This is a genomic window from Silvania hatchlandensis, from assembly GCF_025564065.1.
In the GTDB taxonomy this organism is placed as follows: Bacteria; Pseudomonadota; Gammaproteobacteria; order Enterobacterales; family Enterobacteriaceae; genus Enterobacter; species Enterobacter hatchlandensis.
Window position 1 is genome coordinate 1 of sequence record NZ_JAMGZK010000035.1, and the last position, 19045, is coordinate 19045.

Genomic DNA, 19045 nt, shown 5'->3' on the forward strand with positions numbered 1-19045 from the left:
GTAACGGGATACCAGATCAAGAGCCTGTCCAATGTGCATAAAAAAATCCGGAAACGAGTGAGCATTTCCGGATTCTTACACAGCCACTGGATCGATCAACCGATCCTTAACTGATCGGCATTACAACGTCAGTGGCCGTTTTTAGTGTTCGTGCCCTCTCCCGGTGGGAGAGGGACAGGGTGAGGGCACCAGACCGCACAGTGCCCAAACCAACTACTCCACCGCAAATGCCTTATCGAGCCTGCTGTACCCCAGCCCGTTAATCTTTTTCACCTTGATCTGCACCGGGATGCGCTCTTTCATCGCCTCGACGTGGCTGATCACGCCTATGGTTTTACCCGTCGCGTTAAGGGCATCCAACGCATCCAGCGCGGCATCCAGCGTTTCGCTGTCCAGCGTGCCAAAGCCTTCGTCGAGGAACAGCGAGTCAATGCGTGTTTTATGGCTCACCAGATCCGAGAGCGCCAGTGCCAGCGCGAGGCTCACCAGGAAACTCTCCCCGCCGGAGAGGGTGCGGGTATCGCGCACCGCGTCTGCCTGCCAGGTGTCGACCACTTCCAGCTCGAGCGCATCGCTGGCCTTACGTTGCAGTAGGTAGCGCCCGTGCAGGCGCGTCAGCTGCTGGTTGGCGAGCCACACCAGATTATCCAGCGTCAACCCTTGGGCAAATTTACGGAAGCGGTCGCCGGTGCTGGAGCCAATCAGTGAGTTCAGGTATCCCCAGTCGTCCGCCAGGCGAGCGGCGTCGGCAATCTGCTCCATGAGCGTATGCTGGTGGCGGCGATTTTCGTCATCCTGCTTCAGCTGCTGGCGGAACTCCCCCTGACGGGTGGTGTTTTCGCGCAGCGTTAGCGCGAGCTGCTGCAGCTGTTCCTGCAGGGCCGGGACGTCTGACGCCAGATCCTGCGGTCGCTGCTGCAAATGATCGTTCAGCCGCTGGCTGGCCTGCTGCAACAGGGCTGTGGCTTGCTGGATTTGGTTTTCCAGGGCGTGTTTACGTTGCTCAAGACGATGAACCCTTTCGTCATCGAGCAGGGCTGCCAGAAATGCCTCCCGATCGTTAAAGATGCTGGCGGTGAGCGCCGCGGCGAACAGAGTCTGCGACTGCTGCAGGCGCTCGCTTTCCAGAGTGAGCTGCTGTTGCAGCGTGGCAAGCTGGCTGTGCAGCGACACGCACTCAGTGTGGATCTCGCGCCAGTTATCCGGGATAACGGCTTCCGCGTCTGCCGATTCTGCTTCCGGAAGGGTATCCAGCAGCGGTGCCAGCGCGGAAATGCGCTCCCGCAGGGTGCCGTGCTGGGTCTGTTTCTCCTGCCACAGAAGGGATTCTTTTTCGCGTTCGGCAAGCCAGGCCGCCTCTGCGCCGTCGTCCGGCACCTCCAGCGACAGCGCATGGAGCGTACTCGCCATTGCCGCGCGGGTTGCCGTCAGCTGCTGGAGAGCCTGTTGTGCCTGCGCGTCTTCTTCGCTGAGCTGGTTTTGCAGGGTCAGGCGCTGGCTAAGCTGGTAGAGCTGCTGTTCGTACTGCTCCTGTTGATGTAGCCACGGGGCGATATCGTCCTGAATATTCAGATCAATCGCCAGGGATGCACACACCGCCTGCCACTCTTTAGTAAGCGCTTGCTCTTCCTGAGCCAGCGTCTGTGCTTCTTCTGCTGCTCGCTGCAGCTGGCTAGTTAAGGCGTTGACCTGGCCCAGCACCAGCAGGCCGTCCTCTTTGAGCGCGGCGACCTCTTTTTCCATCGCATCCCGGCGGCGCTGGTTTTCCGTCAGCGCTAAGGCCTGGTACCGGGCGATGGCCGGGTGTTCGGTCGAGCCGCACAGCAGGCAGGGTTTCCCGGCCTCCAGCTCGGCACGGTAGCCTTCAAGATCTTTAATCTTCTCTTCATGCTGGCAGAGGGTTTTAAGATCCAGATAGTGCTGGTTTTTCTCTTTAAACTGCTGGCGACGCAGGGCCAGCGTGTCGTTGAGTTTTGTCTGCTCGTCCTGCGCCTTTTGTACGCTTTCGTGATGCTGACGCAGCCGCGCTTGCAGGGGCTGGTAGCGGGCATGAAGCGTGGTCAGGCGCTGGCGTGACGGGCGGGATTGGGTCAGCCGGGTCATCTCGGCCGCCGCGTCCTCTGCGCTCAGCGTCAGCGTAGTTTCCGGTAGCGCCGCCAGCTTCTGGCGCAAATCGGCGATACGCCGGGTCAGCGCTGCCAGCTGCGTTTTATCCCGGCCAAGCTGGGTAAAGTGGGCGCGCCAGCCCGCCATCTCCTGACTCCACTGACGGAACCGGTCGTGGTCAGTGAGCCATGGCGTGAGCGCGGCCAGCTCGCTTTGCAAATGGTCGCGTGCGCGGAGCGCCCCGGCGCGGATACGCGCGCGCAGCGCCGTTCTGGCCTGTAAGCGAGTATTCACATCCTGCGCTTGCTGTTCGGTTTGCGCCAGGCGGGTGATTTGCTCCTGCTGCCGCTCCCACAGCGGACGCAGCAGGGCTGCCGGCTGTGCCAGATGCAGTTTTTCCAGCTCCGGCGTGGCGTCTGTCAGCGCCTGCTGGGCCTGCTGCTGGGCGGTCATTGCCCGCTGCTGCTCGCGCGCGAGCTCGTCGTGACGCGTAAGCCACTGATAATCTTTCTGTTGGCGTTCCTGCTGCGCCAGCAGGATTTTTTCTTCGTCAGTAAGTACCTGCAAACCTTGCTGAAGCTGCTGTTGCTGCTCTTCACTAAGCAACACCACCCCCGCAGCCTGCGCCTGGCGCATCTCCAGTTCGCTACGCGCCGCTTTGTGTTTTTCAAATACCATCGCGGAAATCTGACCGTAGATTTCTGTCCCGGTTAGCTCTTCCAGCAGCTCGGCGCGGTCGCTGGCTTTGGCATTGAGGAAGGCGGCAAACTGGCCCTGGGAGAGCAGCATGGAACGGGTAAAACGGCCGTAGTCCAGCCCGGTCAGGGCGGCGGTTTGTTCGAGCTTATCGGTCACTTTATCGGCCAGAATTTTACCGTCTTCGCAGCGTGCCAGCTCTACGCGCGGGGCCTGTAAGTTGCCGTCCGGCTGATTGCGGGCCCGGTTCTGGCTCCAGAAGGCGCGATAGGCGATGCCTTTAACCTCAAATTCGACTTCTGCCAGACATTCGGCCGTGTCACGGGTCATCAGATCGTTTTGCGTTTGCGACACCTTCTGCAGGCGCGGCGTCTCATGGTACAGCGCCAGACAGATGGCATCGAGAAGGGTGGTTTTCCCCGCGCCGGTCGCGCCGGTAATGGCGAACAGGCCGTTGCTGGCAAAGGGCTCAGCGGTAAAGTCGATTTTCCATTCGCCCTTCAGGGAGTTGAGATTTTTTAGCCGCAGGCTCAGGATTTTCATGCGCGTTCGTCCTCATCATTGAGCGCGTGCAGCGCATGGGTAAATAGCTCGTTGAGGCGGGTGCGTCGTCCGTCGTCGATCTCCTCCTGTGCCAGCCTTCGCTCGAATACCTCTTCGACGTTGAGTTCGCTGAGCGTTTCGCGCTGTGCGCTCAGCAGGATTTTCTCGCGCTGTTCACGGCTGCGGCGCACCAACAGGACGTCGACAGGCAGGTCCTCAGTGATGGTCTGAATTTTCCTCTGCACATCATGTAGATAGCCGTCGGTAGTGATCTCAATGTCCAGCCACACCGGTGGACTTTGTTCACGACCGCGCCACTGCTCCAGCTGGGCGGTGATGGCGGTGAGATCGCCTTTCAGCACCGCCAGCGGCTGGGTGACCGGAACCGGCAGCGTCTCGACGCTGCTCAGCTTTCCTGCGTCAAAACTCACCAGATGTACGCTCTTTTGCTTGCCCGTTTCGTCGAAGCTGAGCGAGATCGGCGAGCCGCAGTAACGGATGTGCTCGCAGCCGCCAATCATCTGGGCGCGATGGATGTGCCCCAGTGCGATGTAGTCGGCAGGGGGGAAGTTCTGCGCCGGAAAAGCATCCAGCGTGCCAATATAGATGTCACGCACCGCGTCACTTTTACTGGCACCGACGGTAGTGAGATGCCCGGTGGCGATAATGGGCAGCGGTGCGTCACCGCGCAATCCGCAGGCGTCAGTATACTGTTGGGCATAATAGTCGGTGATGGCCTGCAGCAGATGCTGCTGTTTCTCTTGTCCGGAGAGCCCCGCCTGGCTTTGCACCACATCGCGTGGGCGTAAAAAGGGGATGGGGCACAGCACGGCGCCCGGGGTGCCGTCGCGTTTGTTCAGCAGCTGCGGCGCGTGTCCGGCGCTGGCGACCACGGTGGTGTTGAGAAAGGCCAGGATTTCGCGGGATTCATTGAGCGTAGCCACGGAATCATGATTGCCGGCCACAATCACCAGATGGCAGCCGGTTTGTTGGAGGTTGACCACGAAACGGTTATACAGCTCGCGCGCATAGCTCGGTGGCGATCCGGTATCGAAAATATCCCCGGCCACCAGGATGGCATCCACCTGCTGCGACTGCGCTGTCTCAAGCAGCCAGTTGAGGAACGCTTCATGTTCGGCGGCGCGGCTTTTGCTGTAAAAATTTTGTCCCAGATGCCAGTCCGAGGTGTGAAGTATGCGCATAACAGTTCCGTGGCAAAATAAGATGAAGCGGATTATAAGCTTTCATGGCGAGGAAGATAACCGCAGTGTTTTGGCCTGTCATAAAACAACGGCTTGCCGTACTCTACGGTCATCTTTTTCATAAATCTGTCATAAATCTGACGCATAATGACGCCGTATTACAAACGTGTAACCTCAATAAGACAGGGCAAAGTATGGCGAGACGTATTCTGGTCGTAGAAGATGAAGCACCTATTCGTGAAATGGTCTGCTTCGTGCTCGAACAAAATGGCTTTCAACCCGTAGAAGCCGAAGATTACGACAGCGCGGTGAATCAGCTCAACGAACCCTGGCCCGATCTGATCCTGCTTGACTGGATGTTGCCCGGCGGTTCTGGCCTGCAGTTCATCAAGCATATGAAACGTGAAGCATTAACCCGTGATATCCCGGTTGTGATGTTAACGGCGCGCGGTGAAGAGGAAGATCGCGTTCGCGGTCTGGAGACCGGCGCGGATGATTACATCACCAAACCTTTCTCCCCGAAAGAGCTGGTGGCGCGCATCAAAGCCGTCATGCGCCGAATTTCACCGATGGCGGTGGAAGAGGTGATTGAGATGCAGGGGTTGAGCCTCGACCCGACATCCCATCGGGTGATGACCGGTGAAAACCCGCTTGATATGGGGCCGACAGAATTTAAGCTGTTGCACTTCTTTATGACTCACCCTGAACGCGTTTATAGCCGCGAGCAACTGCTGAATAACGTCTGGGGAACCAACGTGTATGTGGAGGACCGCACGGTGGATGTACATATCCGCCGTTTGCGCAAAGCCCTGGAAACCAGCGGTCACGATCGGATGGTACAGACCGTCCGCGGTACGGGTTATCGCTTCTCAACCCGTTTCTGAACAATGACAGGAGTGTGACGCGTGCTGGAACGTCTGTCATGGAAAAGGCTGTGTTTTGAGCTGCTGTTATGCTGTATTCCGGCCCTGATCCTCGGGGCCATTTTCGGTTATTGGTCCTGGTTCCTGCTGGCCGCAGTGACCGGGCTGCTGGTCTGGCATTTCTGGAATTTACTCCGTCTCTCCTGGTGGCTGTGGGTTGACAGAAGTATGACCCCTCCGCCGGGGAGCGGAAGCTGGGAACCCTTGTTGTATGGTTTGCACCAGATGCAGATGCGTAATAAAAAGCGCCGACGCGAGCTGGGGAGCCTGATCAAACGCTTTCGCAGCGGGGCCGAATCGCTGCCGGATGCGGTGGTCCTCACCACCGAAGAAGGGACGATGTTCTGGTGTAACGGGCTGGCGCAGCAGCTGCTTGGCCTGCGCTGGCCGGATGATAATGGACAGAACATTCTCAACCTGCTGCGTTACCCCGAGTTCACCCAGTATCTGAAAAAACGCGACTTTACCCGCCCGCATAATTTAGTGCTGAATAACGGCCGTCATCTGGAGATCCGCGTGATGCCCTACAGCGACCAGCAGTGGCTGATGGTGGCGCGCGATGTCACCCAGATGCACCAGCTGGAAGGGGCGCGCCGCAACTTCTTTGCTAACGTCAGCCATGAGCTACGCACCCCGCTCACCGTGCTGCAGGGCTATCTGGAGATGATGCAGGAGCAGACGCTGGAAGGGGCACCGCGGGAAAAAGCGCTGCATACCATGCGTGAGCAAACCCAGAGGATGGAAGGGCTGGTGCGCCAGTTACTGACCCTTTCCCGTATTGAAGGGTCACCTACGCTGGCGCTGAATGAAACCATCGATGTGCCGATGATGCTGCGGATGCTGGAGCGTGAGGCGCAAACGTTGAGTCAGCAGCAGCATAAGCTGACCTTCGAGGTGGACAGCACCCTCAACGTGCGCGGCAGTACCGATGAGCTGCGCAGCGCTATCTCGAATCTGGTCTATAACGCCGTGAATCACACCCCGCCCGGGACCCACATCACCGTGCGCTGGCAGCATGTCCCGACTGGGGCGGAGTTCAGCGTCGAGGATAACGGCCCGGGTATCGGCCCGGAGCATATTCCTCGCCTTACCGAACGTTTTTACCGGGTGGATAAGGCGCGCTCACGCCAGACCGGGGGCAGCGGTCTGGGGCTGGCAATTGTGAAGCATGCCATCAATCATCATGACAGCCGCCTCGATATCACCAGTACGCCGGGTAAGAGCACGCGTTTCAGCTTTGTGCTCCCGGAACGTTTAATTGCCAATAAAACCCCCTGATAGCCCGCGTGTCATCGGAGGTTGCCACAGGCCAGCGTAAGCTGGCCTGTTTACTTTCCAGCCAGGCGAAGCGCGGATAAATTTTATCCGCCTGTTGCTTTTTTGTTCGCATGATTAGCCATGAGTTTTTCTTATACATGGCGGATTATGCCATCCTGAAGTTTCAGGGTGGCATATTATTCTGGTTTTGCGATCCCATATTGCCTTTAAACGTTATAAGCGTTTAAATTGCCCCCCTGATATCGTCGGACAGACTGTATTTGCGTGGTAAATCGAAAAAATATTCCTGACCACGCCGGTAGGGGAGCATTTCCCGCTGAGATTGCACATTTTTTCCGCTGTTTTGTTCCGTGAGGGATAGCGAAAAATTCAACGTTTTCAACACAACACCACAGGCAGTAAGGTTCTATGACCCATCAACTGAAATCGCGCGACATCATCGCGCTGGGCTTTATGACATTTGCGCTGTTCGTTGGCGCAGGCAACATCATCTTCCCGCCGATGGTTGGCTTGCAGGCAGGTGAACACGTCTGGACTGCGGCACTTGGCTTTCTGATCACCGCCGTCGGTCTGCCGGTGCTGACCGTGGTGGCGCTGGCGAAAGTCGGCGGCGGCGTCGACAGCCTGAGCGCGCCGATCGGCAAAGTGGCCGGGGTGATGCTGGCCGTGGTCTGCTATCTGGCGATTGGGCCGCTGTTCGCGACCCCGCGTACCGCCACCGTCTCCTTTGAAGTGGGGATTGCTCCGCTGACCGGCGAAGGCCCGCTGCCGCTGTTTATCTACAGCCTGGTTTACTTCGCTATCGTGATTCTGGTGTCGCTCTATCCGGGCAAACTGCTGGATACCGTGGGCAACTTCCTTGCGCCGCTGAAAATTCTGGCACTGGTGGTGCTGGCCGTAGCCGCCATCATCTGGCCTGCCGGCCCGCTGAGCAGCGCAACCGAAGCCTATCAAAACGCCGCCTTCTCTAACGGTTTTGTGAACGGCTACCTGACCATGGATACGCTGGGCGCGATGGCGTTCGGTATCGTGATTGTGAATGCGGCGCGTTCCCGCGGTGTAACCGAAGCTCGTCTGCTGACGCGCTATACCGTCTGGGCGGGTCTGATGGCGGGTGCCGGTCTGGCGCTTCTCTATCTGGCGCTGTTCCGTCTGGGTTCCGACAGCAGCGTGCTGGTTGACCAGGGCGCTAACGGTGCGGCTATTCTGCATGCCTACGTTCAGCATACCTTTGGCGGTGCGGGCAGCATGATGCTGGCCATCCTGATCTTCCTGGCCTGTCTGGTGACGGCGGTGGGTCTGACCTGCGCCTGTGCTGAGTTCTTTGCGCAGTATGTTCCGCTGTCTTATCGCACGCTGGTATTTATCCTGGGCGGCTTCTCCATGGCGGTGTCGAACCTGGGGCTGAGCCATCTGATTCAGGTGTCGATTCCGGTTCTGACCACCATCTATCCGCCGTGTATCGTGTTGGTCGTGCTGAGCTTTACCCGCGGCTGGTGGAATAATTCCTCGCGAATTATCGCGCCGGCGATGTTTATCAGTCTGCTTTTTGGTATCCTTGACGGCATTAAGGCATCGGCTATCAGCGCTATGCTGCCCGCCTGGACACAGCGTCTGCCGCTGTCCGAACAGGGGCTGGCGTGGTTGATGCCTACCGTTGTTGCACTGGTACTGGCAATTATCTGGGATCGTGCTGCAGGGCGTCAGGTTACTTCTAACGCGCATTAATCAACGGCTGAATGTTTAACCACGGGGCGTAATGCCCCGTGGTTTTTTGTTTTTTTTAGTCTGAAATGGCATGACACAAATGGAAAGCACTAACACACTCAAGCGTGGATTGAGCGCTCGCCACATCCGCTTTATGGCGCTGGGTTCTGCAATCGGTACCGGTCTTTTTTATGGCTCGGCAGATGCCATTAAAATGGCCGGTCCCAGCGTTCTGCTGGCCTACCTTATTGGCGGCGTCGCGGCCTACATCATCATGCGTGCGTTGGGGGAGATGTCGGTTCATAACCCGTCGGCCAGCTCCTTCTCGCGCTATGCACAAGAAAACCTCGGCCCGCTGGCGGGCTATATCACCGGCTGGACCTACTGCTTTGAGATCCTGATCGTGGCGATTGCCGACGTGACGGCCTTCGGCATTTATATGGGGGTCTGGTTCCCGACGGTACCGCACTGGATTTGGGTGCTGTCGGTGGTGCTGATCATCTGCGCCATTAACCTGATGAGCGTGAAGGTGTTTGGCGAGCTGGAGTTCTGGTTCTCCTTCTTCAAAGTCGCCACCATTATCATCATGATTGCCGCCGGTATCGGGATCATCATCTGGGGGATTGGCAACGGCGGGGAACCGACCGGGATCCATAATCTCTGGAGCAACGGCGGCTTCTTCAGCAACGGCTGGATTGGGATGGTGATGTCGCTGCAGATGGTGATGTTTGCCTACGGTGGAATCGAAATCATCGGCATTACCGCCGGTGAAGCGAAAGACCCGCAGAAATCCATTCCGCGCGCCATCAACTCGGTGCCGATGCGTATTCTGATCTTCTACGTGGGCACGCTGTTTGTGATCATGTCCATCTATCCGTGGAATCAGGTAGGCACCAACGGCAGCCCGTTTGTGCTCACCTTCCAGCATCTGGGGATCACCTTTGCCGCCAGCATCCTCAACTTTGTGGTGCTGACCGCTTCGCTTTCCGCGATTAACGCCGACGTCTTTGGCGTCGGGCGTATGCTGCATGGCATGGCGGAGCAGGGCAGTGCGCCGAAAGTGTTCGCTAAAACGTCAACCCGTGGTACGCCGTGGGTGACGGTGATGGTGATGACCGTGGCGCTGCTGCTGTCGGTGTACCTCAACTACATCATGCCGGAGAACGTCTTCCTGGTGATCGCCTCGCTGGCGACCTTCGCCACCGTCTGGGTGTGGATCATGATTTTGATGTCGCAGATTGGCTTCCGCCGTCGTCTGTCGCCAGACGAGGTGAAAGCGCTGAAGTTTAAAGTGCCGGGCGGCGTGGCAACCACCGTCGTCGGCCTGATCTTCCTCGTCTTCATTATTGGCCTGATTGGCTATCACCCGGAAACCCGCATTTCGCTGTACGTGGGCTTTGCGTGGATTGCGCTGCTGCTGGTGGGCTGGGTGTTTAAACGCCGCCGCGAGCGTCAGTTAGCAGAAGTTCAGTAATCAGGATGCCCGGCAAACGCCGGGCATTTTTCTCCTCCCCCTTCCTCCTCCCTCAATAAACCTCTCCGTGAGGAGTGAACATCAACTACCCTGTGGCAAGGTGACCTCATTTCTGGGAAAGGGGATACAAGATGTTGAATGCCTGGCACCTACCGGTTGCCCCATTTATTAAGCAAAACAACGATAAGCTGGTCATTACGCTGTGGCTGACGGGTGAAAACCTGCCTGAGCGGGTGACGCTGCGCGCTGAAGTCGATAATGAAGAGACCTCGCTGCCGATGCATAAGCAGCGCACGCAGCCGCAGCCAGGCGTAACCGCCTGGCGTGCGACGATTGACGTGACGCAGGGCCAGCCGCGCCGCCGCTACAGCTTTAAGATGCTGTGGCACAATCGCCAGCTGTGGTTCACCCCGCAGGGGTTTAGCCGTTTTCCGCCCGCGCGGCTGGAGCAGTTTGCCGTCGATTATCCTGACAACGGCCCGCAGTGGGTGGCCGATCAGGTGTTCTATCAGATCTTCCCGGACCGCTTTGCCCGCAGCCAGCGGCGCAATCCGCAGCAGGATCGGACCTATCATCACCACGCTGCCGGTCATGAGGTGATCTTCCGCGAATGGGATGATCCGGTGACGGCCCAGGCGGGCGGGTCGACGTTTTACGGCGGCGATCTCGACGGTATCAGCGAAAAGCTGCCGTACCTGAAACAACTCGGCGTCACGGCGCTCTATCTCAACCCGGTTTTTGCCGCCCCTAGCGTGCATAAATACGACACCGAAGATTATCGTCGCGTGGACGAGCAGTTTGGCGGCGACGTGGCGCTGCTGCGCCTGCGGGAAAATACCCGCAAGGAAGGGATGCGCTTGATTCTGGATGGGGTGTTTAACCACAGCGGCGATTCGCACGCCTGGTTTGACCGCCACAATCGTGCGACAGGCGGCGCCTGCCACAATCCGGAATCGCCCCAGCGGGACTGGTACAGTTTTAACGACGAGGGCCGTGCCCTCGACTGGCTGGGCTACGCCAGCTTGCCGAAGCTGGATTACCAGTCACCGACGCTGGTGGATGAGATTTATGGCGGTGAGGACAGCATTGTGCGCCACTGGCTGAAAGCGCCGTGGAACATGGACGGCTGGCGGCTGGATGTGGTGCACATGCTCGGCGAGGCGGGCGGGGCGCGCAATAACCTCGAGCATGTGGCCGGGATCACCCGTTCGGCAAAGCAGGCCAATTCAGAGGCCTTCGTCTTTGGCGAGCACTTTGGCGATGCCCGCCAGTGGCTGCAGGCCGATGCGGAAGATTCGGCGATGAACTATCGCGGCTTTACCTTCCCGCTGTGGGGCTTCCTCGCCAATACCGATATCTCCTACGATCCGCAGCATATCGACGCTGAAACCTGCATGAAGTGGATGGATAACTACCGCGCCAGCCTCTCGCATCAGCAGCAGATACGCATGTTTAATCAGCTCGACAGCCATGACACCGCGCGCTTTAAATCGCTGCTGGGTAAAGATGTGGCGCGACTGCCGCTGGCGATCGTCTGGCTGTTCAGCTGGCCTGGCGTGCCGTGCATCTATTACGGTGATGAGGTGGGGCTGGATGGCAATAACGATCCGTTCTGCCGCAAGACCTTCCCGTGGGATACCGAGAAGCAGGATCAGGGGCTGCTGTCGCTTTATCAGCGGCTAATAAAGCTGCGTAAGCAGAGCAAGGCGCTGCGCTACGGCGGGTGTCAGGTGCTGTACGCCCACGACAACGTGGTGGTGTTTATGCGCGTCTATAATCAGCAGCGGGTGCTGATTGCCATTAACCGGGGTGATGCCTGCGAAGTGGTGCTGGATGATTCACCGTTGCTCAACCTCCAGACCTGGCAGCTGAAAGAGGGCAAAGGGGATGTGCAGGAGGGCGTGCTGTCTCTGCCTGCCATTTCCGCCTCTGTCTGGTTCGGCAATTAACCTCTTTCTGCAACGAGCATGTAATGCTCGTTGCAGAATATTCCCCAAAGTCGTTCGGTTAAATTAAACAGAGCGGACAAATATATTAAATATCCTGCCAATCAATTCTCGATATAATCAATTTGCTTTATCAGTCAGGGCCCGACCACATATCGCACACTTTTAGTTTTCTTTTAACATATTGATTAAAGGTATATATATGTCTATCCGCGAACTGATTGACCCATCAAACTCCACACTTATTTTTATTGATCACCAGCCGCAAATGTCGTTTGGTGTAACGAATATTGACCGACAGCTTCTTAAGAATAATACGGTTGCTCTGGCGAAAGCGGGCAAAATATTTAATGTGCCGGTTATTTACACCTCGGTCGAAACAAAAAGTTTTAGCGGTTATATCTGGCCGGAATTGCTGGCCGTTCACCCGGATGTGAAACCGATTGAACGCACCTCAATGAACTCCTGGGAAGATGATGCATTTGTTGCGGCAGTGAAAGCAACGGGCCGCAAAAAACTCATCATCTCGGCCCTGTGGACCGAAGTGTGCCTGGCCTTCCCGGCGCTGATGGCACTGGATGAAGGCTTTGAAGTGTACGTGGTGACCGATGCTTCTGGTGGCACCTCCGTGGATGCTCACGAACGCGCTATCGACCGCATGGTGCAGGCCGGTGCCGTTCCGGTAACCTGGCAGCAGGTGCTGCTGGAGTACCAGCGCGACTGGTCTCGCAAAGAGACTTACGATCCGGTCATGGATCTGGTGCGTGAACACAGCGGGGCTTACGGGATGGGCGTGGATTATGCCTACACTCTGGTTCACGGCGCGCCTGAACGTAAAGCGTAAATCTCTCCTGGCGGGTTGAAAGAACCCGCCATTTTTTCAGATCTGGACACTCTCATGGCGCAAAATTCACATGTGACGCTGGTGATCACCCATACCCTGCTGGCTGGACAGGCGGAGCGATATGAACAGTGGCTGGGCAACATTATGCCCGTAGCCGCTGACTTTCCCGGACATCTCGGCGCGAGCGTGATTCGCCCAACGGAAGGGCAAGATCTGTGGACCGTCATTATTCGCTTCGACACCCTCGAACACCTCTACGCCTGGACGCAGTCCGATACCCGTTCGGTACTGGTGAAAGAGATCGAACCGTTGCTGGCCGAAGGGGATAAAACGGAAGTGCGCACCGAAGCCGCGTTCTGGTTTACGCCGCCGGAAATGCATGTCCGTAAACCGAAACTGTGGAAACAGTTTCTGGTGACGCTGATGGTGATATTCCCCAGTACCCTTGTCGTGCCGGAACTGACCGGCGCGCTGCTTCCTGCTCTGAAAGGGTCTTTATTCCTGCATTTGCTTAACGACGCTTGTGTGGTCGCGCTGGTGGTCTGGCTGTGGATGCCCATCGTGACCCGCTTGTTCGCCGGATGGCTGAAAAAAGCCTGATCCGGCTTATAGGAGTATGTTATGTCTCAAACTGCCACACTGATCTTAACCAAAGGTCAGATCCACACCCTTGATCGTGAAAATCCGCTCGCTGAGGCGGTGGCCATTGCCGATGGTAAGATCCTCGCCACCGGCAATCACGACCGGGTGATGAGTTACGCCACCGAAGGGACGCAGATTGTCGATCTAAAAGGGGGCACAGTAATCCCCGGCCTGAACGATTCGCACCTGCACCTGATTCGCGGCGGGCTGAACTACAACCTCGAACTGCGCTGGGAAGGCGTGCCGTCGCTGGCCGATGCTCTGCGGATGCTGAAAGAGCAGGCCGATCGCACCCCGACGCCCCAGTGGGTGCGCGTGGTGGGCGGCTGGAGCGAATTCCAGTTTGCTGAACGGCGGATGCCGACTATCCAGGAGCTGAACGATGCGGCGCCAGACACGCCAGTGTTTGTGCTGCATCTCTACGATCGCGCGCTGCTCAACCGCGCGGCGTTGAAAGCTGTCGGTTACACCAAAGAGACGCCAAACCCGCCGGGTGGGGAGATTGTGCGCGATAACAACGGCAACCCGACCGGGATGCTGATCGCCAAACCGAACGCGATGATCCTCTACTCTACGCTGGCGAAAGGGCCAAAACTACCGCTGGAACAGCAGGTGAACTCGACGCGCCAGTTTATGCGTGAGCTTAATCGCCTGGGGTTAACCAGCGCGATTGATGCGGGCGGCGGTTTCCAGAATTACCCGGAAGATTACGAAATTATCGAAGAGCTGCACGCCAAATCGCAGATGACGATCCGCATTGCCTATAACCTTTTTACCCAGCGGCCGAAGCAGGAGCTGGAGGATTTCGAGCGCTGGACCGATATGCTAAAACCGGGGCAGGGCACAGATTTCTACCGTGCCAACGGTGCGGGCGAAATGCTGGTCTTCTCGGCGGCGGATTTCGAAGATTTCCTGCAGCCGCGCCCGGATCTGCCTGAAGGAATGGAAGACGAGCTGGAGCGCGTGGTGCGCCATCTGGTGGAGCAGCGCTGGCCGTTCCGTCTTCACGCCACTTACGACGAATCCATCAGCAGGATGCTGGACGTGTTCGAGAAGGTGAACCGCGATATTCCATTTAACGGCATGCACTGGTTCTTCGATCACGCTGAGACCATCACCGAGCGCAACATTGAGCGCGTCAAAGCGCTAGGCGGCGGCATTGCGGTGCAGCATCGCATGGCGTTCCAGGGCGAGTATTTTGTCGATCGCTACGGCAAAGAGGCGGTGAAACACACGCCGCCAGTGGCGAAAATGCTGGAGCTGGACGTGCCAGTGGGCTTAGGCACCGACGCAACTCGCGTAGCGAGCTATAACCCGTGGACCGCGCTGTACTGGCTGGTCTCCGGCCGCACCGTTGGCGGGATGTCGATGTATGACGACAGCAACCGTCTGCCGCGTGATATCGCGCTGGAATTGTGGACGGCGGGCAGCGCGTGGTTCTCCAGCGAGCAGGGCAAGAAAGGGCGCATCGTCGCAGGGCAGCTCGCGGATCTGGTGGTGCTGTCGAAAGACTATTTCAGCGTGCCGGAAGAGGAGATTAAAGGCATCGAGTCAGTGCTGACGGTAGTGGACGGGAAAGTGGTGTACGCCGCGGGACAGTTTAGTCCGCTGTCGCCGCCGCCGATACCTGTACTGCCGGAGTGGTCGCCGGTGGTGAAAGTGCCGGGGCATTATCGCTCTGCGCCGCCTGTGGCCTCGAACGTGGGGGCTGTGGTGCAGATGCATCAGTGCATCGGCAACTGCGGCGTGCACGGGCATCAGCACGGTATCGCGCGCCAGTCGGGCATTCCGGTATCGGATGACCAGGCGTTCTGGGGCGTGTTGGGATGTTCATGTTTCGCGTTTTAGCAGTGAGTTTGTAGGCCGGGTAAGGCGAAGACGCCACCCGGCGAAAAGGCGGGATTGGTGCGGCAAAATGCCCGGTGGCGCTGCGCTTACCGGGCCTACCAATATCCCGGAACCATAAAAAAGGCCCGCATCAGCGGGCCTTTCTCGTCAACGATGCCGATTACAGGCTGGTGACGTTCTCGGTCAGGTATTTCGCCACGCCTGCTGGAGAAGCAGCCATACCTTCTTTCCCTTTTTCCCACTGAGCCGGGCACACTTCACCGTGCTCTTCGTGGAACTGCAGCGCGTCAACCATACGCAGCATTTCGTCGATGTTACGGCCCAGCGGCAGATCGTTCACGACCTGGTGACGCACGATACCGTTCGCGTCGATCAGGAAGGAGCCGCGCAGCGCCACGCCAGCGTCCGGATGTTCGATACCGTAAGCCTGCTGGATTTCACGTTTGATGTCCGCAACCATTGCGTATTTCACCGCACCGATGCCGCCGTTGTCGACAGGGGTGTTACGCCATGCGTTGTGTACAAACTCAGAGTCGAAGGAGACGCCAACCACTTCTACGCCACGCTTCTGGAATTCTTCATAACGCTTGTCGAACGCGATCAGCTCAGACGGGCAAACGAAGGTAAAGTCCATCGGCCAGAAGAACAGAACGGTCGGTTTACCGTTGGTGTGCTGCTTGAAGTTGAAGTTATCAACGATTTCACCGTTGCCCAGAACTGCTGCAGCTGTAAAATCCGGAGCCGGACGAGTTACCAGAACCATAAGATTCTCCTGTAATGACTAAGGTTATTTGGAACGCAACGCGGGCCAGTATAGAGAGTAATGGGGCAGGTGACAAAGAGGTGCTGACAATCGTTAAGTCAGTTTTTACCTATCGATCACACTTTGATTAAAGTTGTTTGTTTTTCGCCTGCGCCATCATGCGCGGGTAAAACTGCCAGAAGCGGGCCTCTAATACGTCGTAATGAGCGTCCAGATCCTGCCAGGAGTCGCGCAGGGCATCGAGGCGCGGGCGGCGGCTGGCCATCCCGTTCAGCACTCGCTGAATGAAATCCATCTCGCTGTAGCGTTCCAACCAGCGCTCGGACCACAGGTAGTCATTCAGATTGACAAAACGCGGCGGGGAGTCGGGCAGGATCATCGCCACCTGTGCGTGGGCGTAGCGCACAAACGCCGGCAGAGGCATCTCCGGCGACAGTTGTGCCCAGTGTCGTGATAAAAAATGATCCCACATAACGTCCAGCGTAATCGGTGCCACGCGGCGCGTTTCGGGGCGGAACCAGGCTTTCGCTTCTTTAACTTCGGGCAGATTGTCGGTCAGAACATCAATCCGCCGGTGCATAAAAATCCCCTCAACGACGTCTGCGGCGTAATCCTCGGCGGGATTGCCGCGTACGAAATCGGCAAGCAGATTGCCGGAAAGGGAGCTGTCAGCGAGGTGAGCGAGATGCAGGTGAGCGAGAAAATTCATGCGATTCGTTATCCGGATACGGCTAGTTGTTGCAGCCAGGAGGTGTGGGCACTAGACTAAGCCGCCTGTTTTTAAGTCACGAGTATAAGCCATGCGCGTCGCCGATTTCTCCTTTGAATTACCCGAGTCCCTGATTGCCCACTATCCCATGCCTGAGCGCAGTAGCTGCCGCTTGTTGTCGCTGGACGGGCCGACGGGGGCGCTGACGCACGGTACTTTCACCGATTTACTCGACAAGCTCAACCCAGGCGACCTGCTGGTCTTTAACAATACCCGCGTGATCCCGGCTCGTCTGTTTGGCCGTAAAGCCAGCGGCGGCAAGATTGAAGTGCTGGTCGAAAGAATGCTCGATGATAAACGTATTCTGGCACATATTCGCGCGTCCAAGGCGCCGAAGCCGGGCGCAGAGCTGCTGCTGGGCGATGACGAGAGCATCAATGCTACCATGGTCGCTCGCCATGATGCGTTATTTGAAGTGCAGTTCAACGATGAACGTCCGGTACTGGATATTCTGAACAGCATCGGCCATATGCCGCTGCCGCCGTATATCGACCGTCCTGATGAAGAGGCCGATCGCGAGCTGTATCAGACCGTCTACAGCCAGAAGCCAGGTGCGGTTGCGGCGCCGACTGCGGGTCTGCATTTTGACGATCCGATGCTTGAAAAGCTGCGCGAGAAAGGCGTTGAGCTGGCGTTTGTGACTCTGCACGTGGGCGCGGGCACTTTCCAGCCGGTGCGGGTGGACAGCATTGAAGATCACATCATGCACTCTGAGTATGCCGAAGTGCCGCAGGACGTGGTAGACGCCGTGCTGGCGGCAAAAGCGCGCGGTAACCGTGTTATCGCCGTGGGCACCACCTCGGTGCGTTCGCTGGAGAGTGCCGCCCAGGCCGCCAGTGATGCGCTGATCGCCCCGTTCTTCAACGATACTAAAATCTTCATCTACCCAGGTTATCAATATCAGGTTGTTGACGCGCTGGTGACCAATTTCCACCTGCCGGAATCCACCCTGATCATGCTGGTGTCGGCATTTGCCGGTTATCAACACACCATGAATGCCTACAAGGCTGCAGTAGAACAAAAATATCGATTTTTTAGCTACGGTGACGCGATGTTTATCACGTACAATCCGCAGGCTTTAAATGAGCGTGTCGGGGAATAGCTCCGCGACACTGGTGTAACGCGCCGGACTGTTTTTCTGGTGCAGGAGAAAACATGAAATTTGAACTCGATACCACCGATGGTCGCGCTCGCCGTGGCCGTCTGGTGTTTGATCGCGGCGTAGTCGAAACGCCAGCCTTTATGCCTGTGGGCACCTACGGCACCGTCAAAGGGATGACGCCGGAAGAGGTCGAAGCCACTGGCGCGCAAATTATCCTCGGTAACACCTTCCACCTGTGGCTGCGCCCGGGTCAGGAGGTTATGAAGCTGCACGGCGATCTGCACGATTTTATGCAGTGGAAAGGTCCGATCCTGACCGACTCCGGCGGCTTCCAGGTTTTCAGCCTCGGTGACATTCGTAAAATTACCGAAAAAGGCGTTCACTTCCGTAACCCGATCAACGGCGACCCTATTTTCCTCGATCCGGAAAAGTCGATGGAGATTCAGAACGATCTCGGCTCCGACATCGTGATGATCTTCGACGAATGTACGCCGTACCCGGCGGACTGGGACTACGCCAAGCGTTCGATGGAGATGTCCCTGCGCTGGGCGCAGCGCAGCCGCGACCGTTTTGACTCCCTCGAAAACAAAAATGCACTGTTCGGCATTATTCAGGGCAGTGTTTACGAAGATTTACGCGATATCTCTGTTAAAGGTCTGGTAGAGATAGGTTTTGATGGCTACGCTGTCGGCGGTCTGGCTGTGGGTGAGCCAAAGGAAGATATGCACCGCATTCTGGAGCATGTTTGCCCGCAAATTCCAGCAGATAAACCCCGGTACCTGATGGGCGTGGGTAAACCAGAAGATCTGGTTGAAGGCGTTCGTCGCGGCATTGATATGTTCGACTGCGTTATGCCTACGCGCAACGCGCGTAATGGTCATCTGTTTGTGACCGACGGCGTGGTGAAAATCCGTAATGCGAAGCATAAAAGCGATACCAGCACGCTCGATGCCGAGTGCGATTGCTACACCTGTCGCAATTATTCACGTGCCTATCTGTACCATCTTGATCGCTGTAATGAAATATTGGGCGCGCGTCTCAACACGATTCATAACCTTCGCTATTACCAGCGCTTAATGGCTGGTTTACGCAAGGCTATCGAAGAGGGTAAATTAGAGAGCTTCGTGACTGATTTTTACCAGCGTCAGGGTCGGGATGTCCCACCTTTGAACGTTGATTAATTTATAAAATGAGGGAATTTT

At 57.2% G+C, this 19045-nt stretch carries 14 protein-coding genes; 10 read left to right on the plus strand and 4 right to left on the minus strand.

Features of this window, described 5'->3' with window-relative positions; translation table 11 throughout:
* Window positions 1-213: 213 nt before the first annotated feature.
* Together sbcC and sbcD are read right to left on the minus strand one after the other, a co-directional pair.
* Window positions 214-3345, minus strand: coding sequence for an exonuclease subunit SbcC (gene sbcC / locus M8014_RS01860; RefSeq protein WP_271280869.1), 3132 nt, complete (start codon window positions 3343-3345; stop codon window positions 214-216).
* Window positions 3342-4547 carry an exonuclease subunit SbcD gene (sbcD, locus tag M8014_RS01865; protein WP_271280870.1) on the minus strand — a complete coding sequence of 402 codons (1206 nt, stop codon included), beginning with the start codon at window positions 4545-4547 and terminating at the stop codon, window positions 3342-3344. The genes sbcC and sbcD overlap by 4 nt, the downstream gene beginning before the upstream one ends.
* 194 nt (window positions 4548-4741) lie before the next feature.
* Here sbcD and phoB point away from each other — a divergent pair, with 194 nt between their 5' ends.
* From phoB to M8014_RS01905, 8 genes are all read left to right on the plus strand, one after another.
* Window positions 4742-5431 carry a phosphate response regulator transcription factor PhoB gene (phoB, locus tag M8014_RS01870; protein WP_271267672.1) on the plus strand — a complete coding sequence of 230 codons (690 nt, stop codon included), beginning with the start codon at window positions 4742-4744 and terminating at the stop codon, window positions 5429-5431.
* Between the two features lie 21 nt (window positions 5432-5452).
* Window positions 5453-6748: a phosphate regulon sensor histidine kinase PhoR gene (gene phoR / locus M8014_RS01875; protein WP_271280871.1), complete on the plus strand. Its 1296-nt coding sequence runs from the start codon at window positions 5453-5455 to the stop codon at window positions 6746-6748.
* Between the two features lie 408 nt (window positions 6749-7156).
* Window positions 7157-8476: a branched-chain amino acid transporter carrier protein BrnQ gene (gene brnQ / locus M8014_RS01880; protein WP_271280872.1), complete on the plus strand. Its 1320-nt coding sequence runs from the start codon at window positions 7157-7159 to the stop codon at window positions 8474-8476.
* A 79-nt stretch (window positions 8477-8555) separates the two neighbouring features.
* Window positions 8556-9929, plus strand: coding sequence for a proline-specific permease ProY (proY, locus tag M8014_RS01885; RefSeq protein ID WP_271280873.1), 1374 nt, complete (start codon window positions 8556-8558; stop codon window positions 9927-9929).
* A gap of 131 nt (window positions 9930-10060) precedes the next feature.
* On the plus strand, window positions 10061-11878 hold the full coding sequence (gene malZ, locus M8014_RS01890) for a maltodextrin glucosidase (protein WP_271280874.1): 1818 nt from the start codon (window positions 10061-10063) through the stop codon (window positions 11876-11878).
* A 199-nt stretch (window positions 11879-12077) separates the two neighbouring features.
* The gene (locus tag M8014_RS01895; protein WP_271280875.1) at window positions 12078-12719 is read left to right on the plus strand and encodes a hydrolase; all 642 of its coding nucleotides are present in this window, start codon (window positions 12078-12080) and stop codon (window positions 12717-12719) included.
* Window positions 12720-12773: 54 nt separating this feature from the next.
* Window positions 12774-13319 carry an antibiotic biosynthesis monooxygenase gene (locus M8014_RS01900; RefSeq protein ID WP_271280876.1) on the plus strand — a complete coding sequence of 182 codons (546 nt, stop codon included), beginning with the start codon at window positions 12774-12776 and terminating at the stop codon, window positions 13317-13319.
* Between the two features lie 21 nt (window positions 13320-13340).
* Complete coding sequence (locus M8014_RS01905) at window positions 13341-15209, plus strand: amidohydrolase (protein WP_271280877.1); 1869 nt, start codon at window positions 13341-13343, stop codon at window positions 15207-15209.
* Between the two features lie 160 nt (window positions 15210-15369).
* Here the strand turns inward: M8014_RS01905 and M8014_RS01910 are convergent, their stop codons facing one another.
* Entirely contained in the window at window positions 15370-15972 is a 603-nt protein-coding gene (locus M8014_RS01910; RefSeq protein ID WP_271280878.1) for a peroxiredoxin C, read from the minus strand.
* Between the two features lie 127 nt (window positions 15973-16099).
* Window positions 16100-16681, minus strand: coding sequence for an ACP phosphodiesterase (gene acpH, locus M8014_RS01915; RefSeq protein WP_271280879.1), 582 nt, complete (start codon window positions 16679-16681; stop codon window positions 16100-16102).
* Between the two features lie 91 nt (window positions 16682-16772).
* Here acpH and queA point away from each other — a divergent pair, with 91 nt between their 5' ends.
* On the plus strand, window positions 16773-17843 hold the full coding sequence (queA, locus tag M8014_RS01920) for a tRNA preQ1(34) S-adenosylmethionine ribosyltransferase-isomerase QueA (protein WP_271280880.1): 1071 nt from the start codon (window positions 16773-16775) through the stop codon (window positions 17841-17843).
* A gap of 53 nt (window positions 17844-17896) precedes the next feature.
* The gene (gene tgt / locus M8014_RS01925) at window positions 17897-19024 is read left to right on the plus strand and encodes a tRNA guanosine(34) transglycosylase Tgt (RefSeq protein ID WP_271267682.1); all 1128 of its coding nucleotides are present in this window, start codon (window positions 17897-17899) and stop codon (window positions 19022-19024) included.
* Window positions 19025-19045 lie beyond the last annotated feature (21 nt).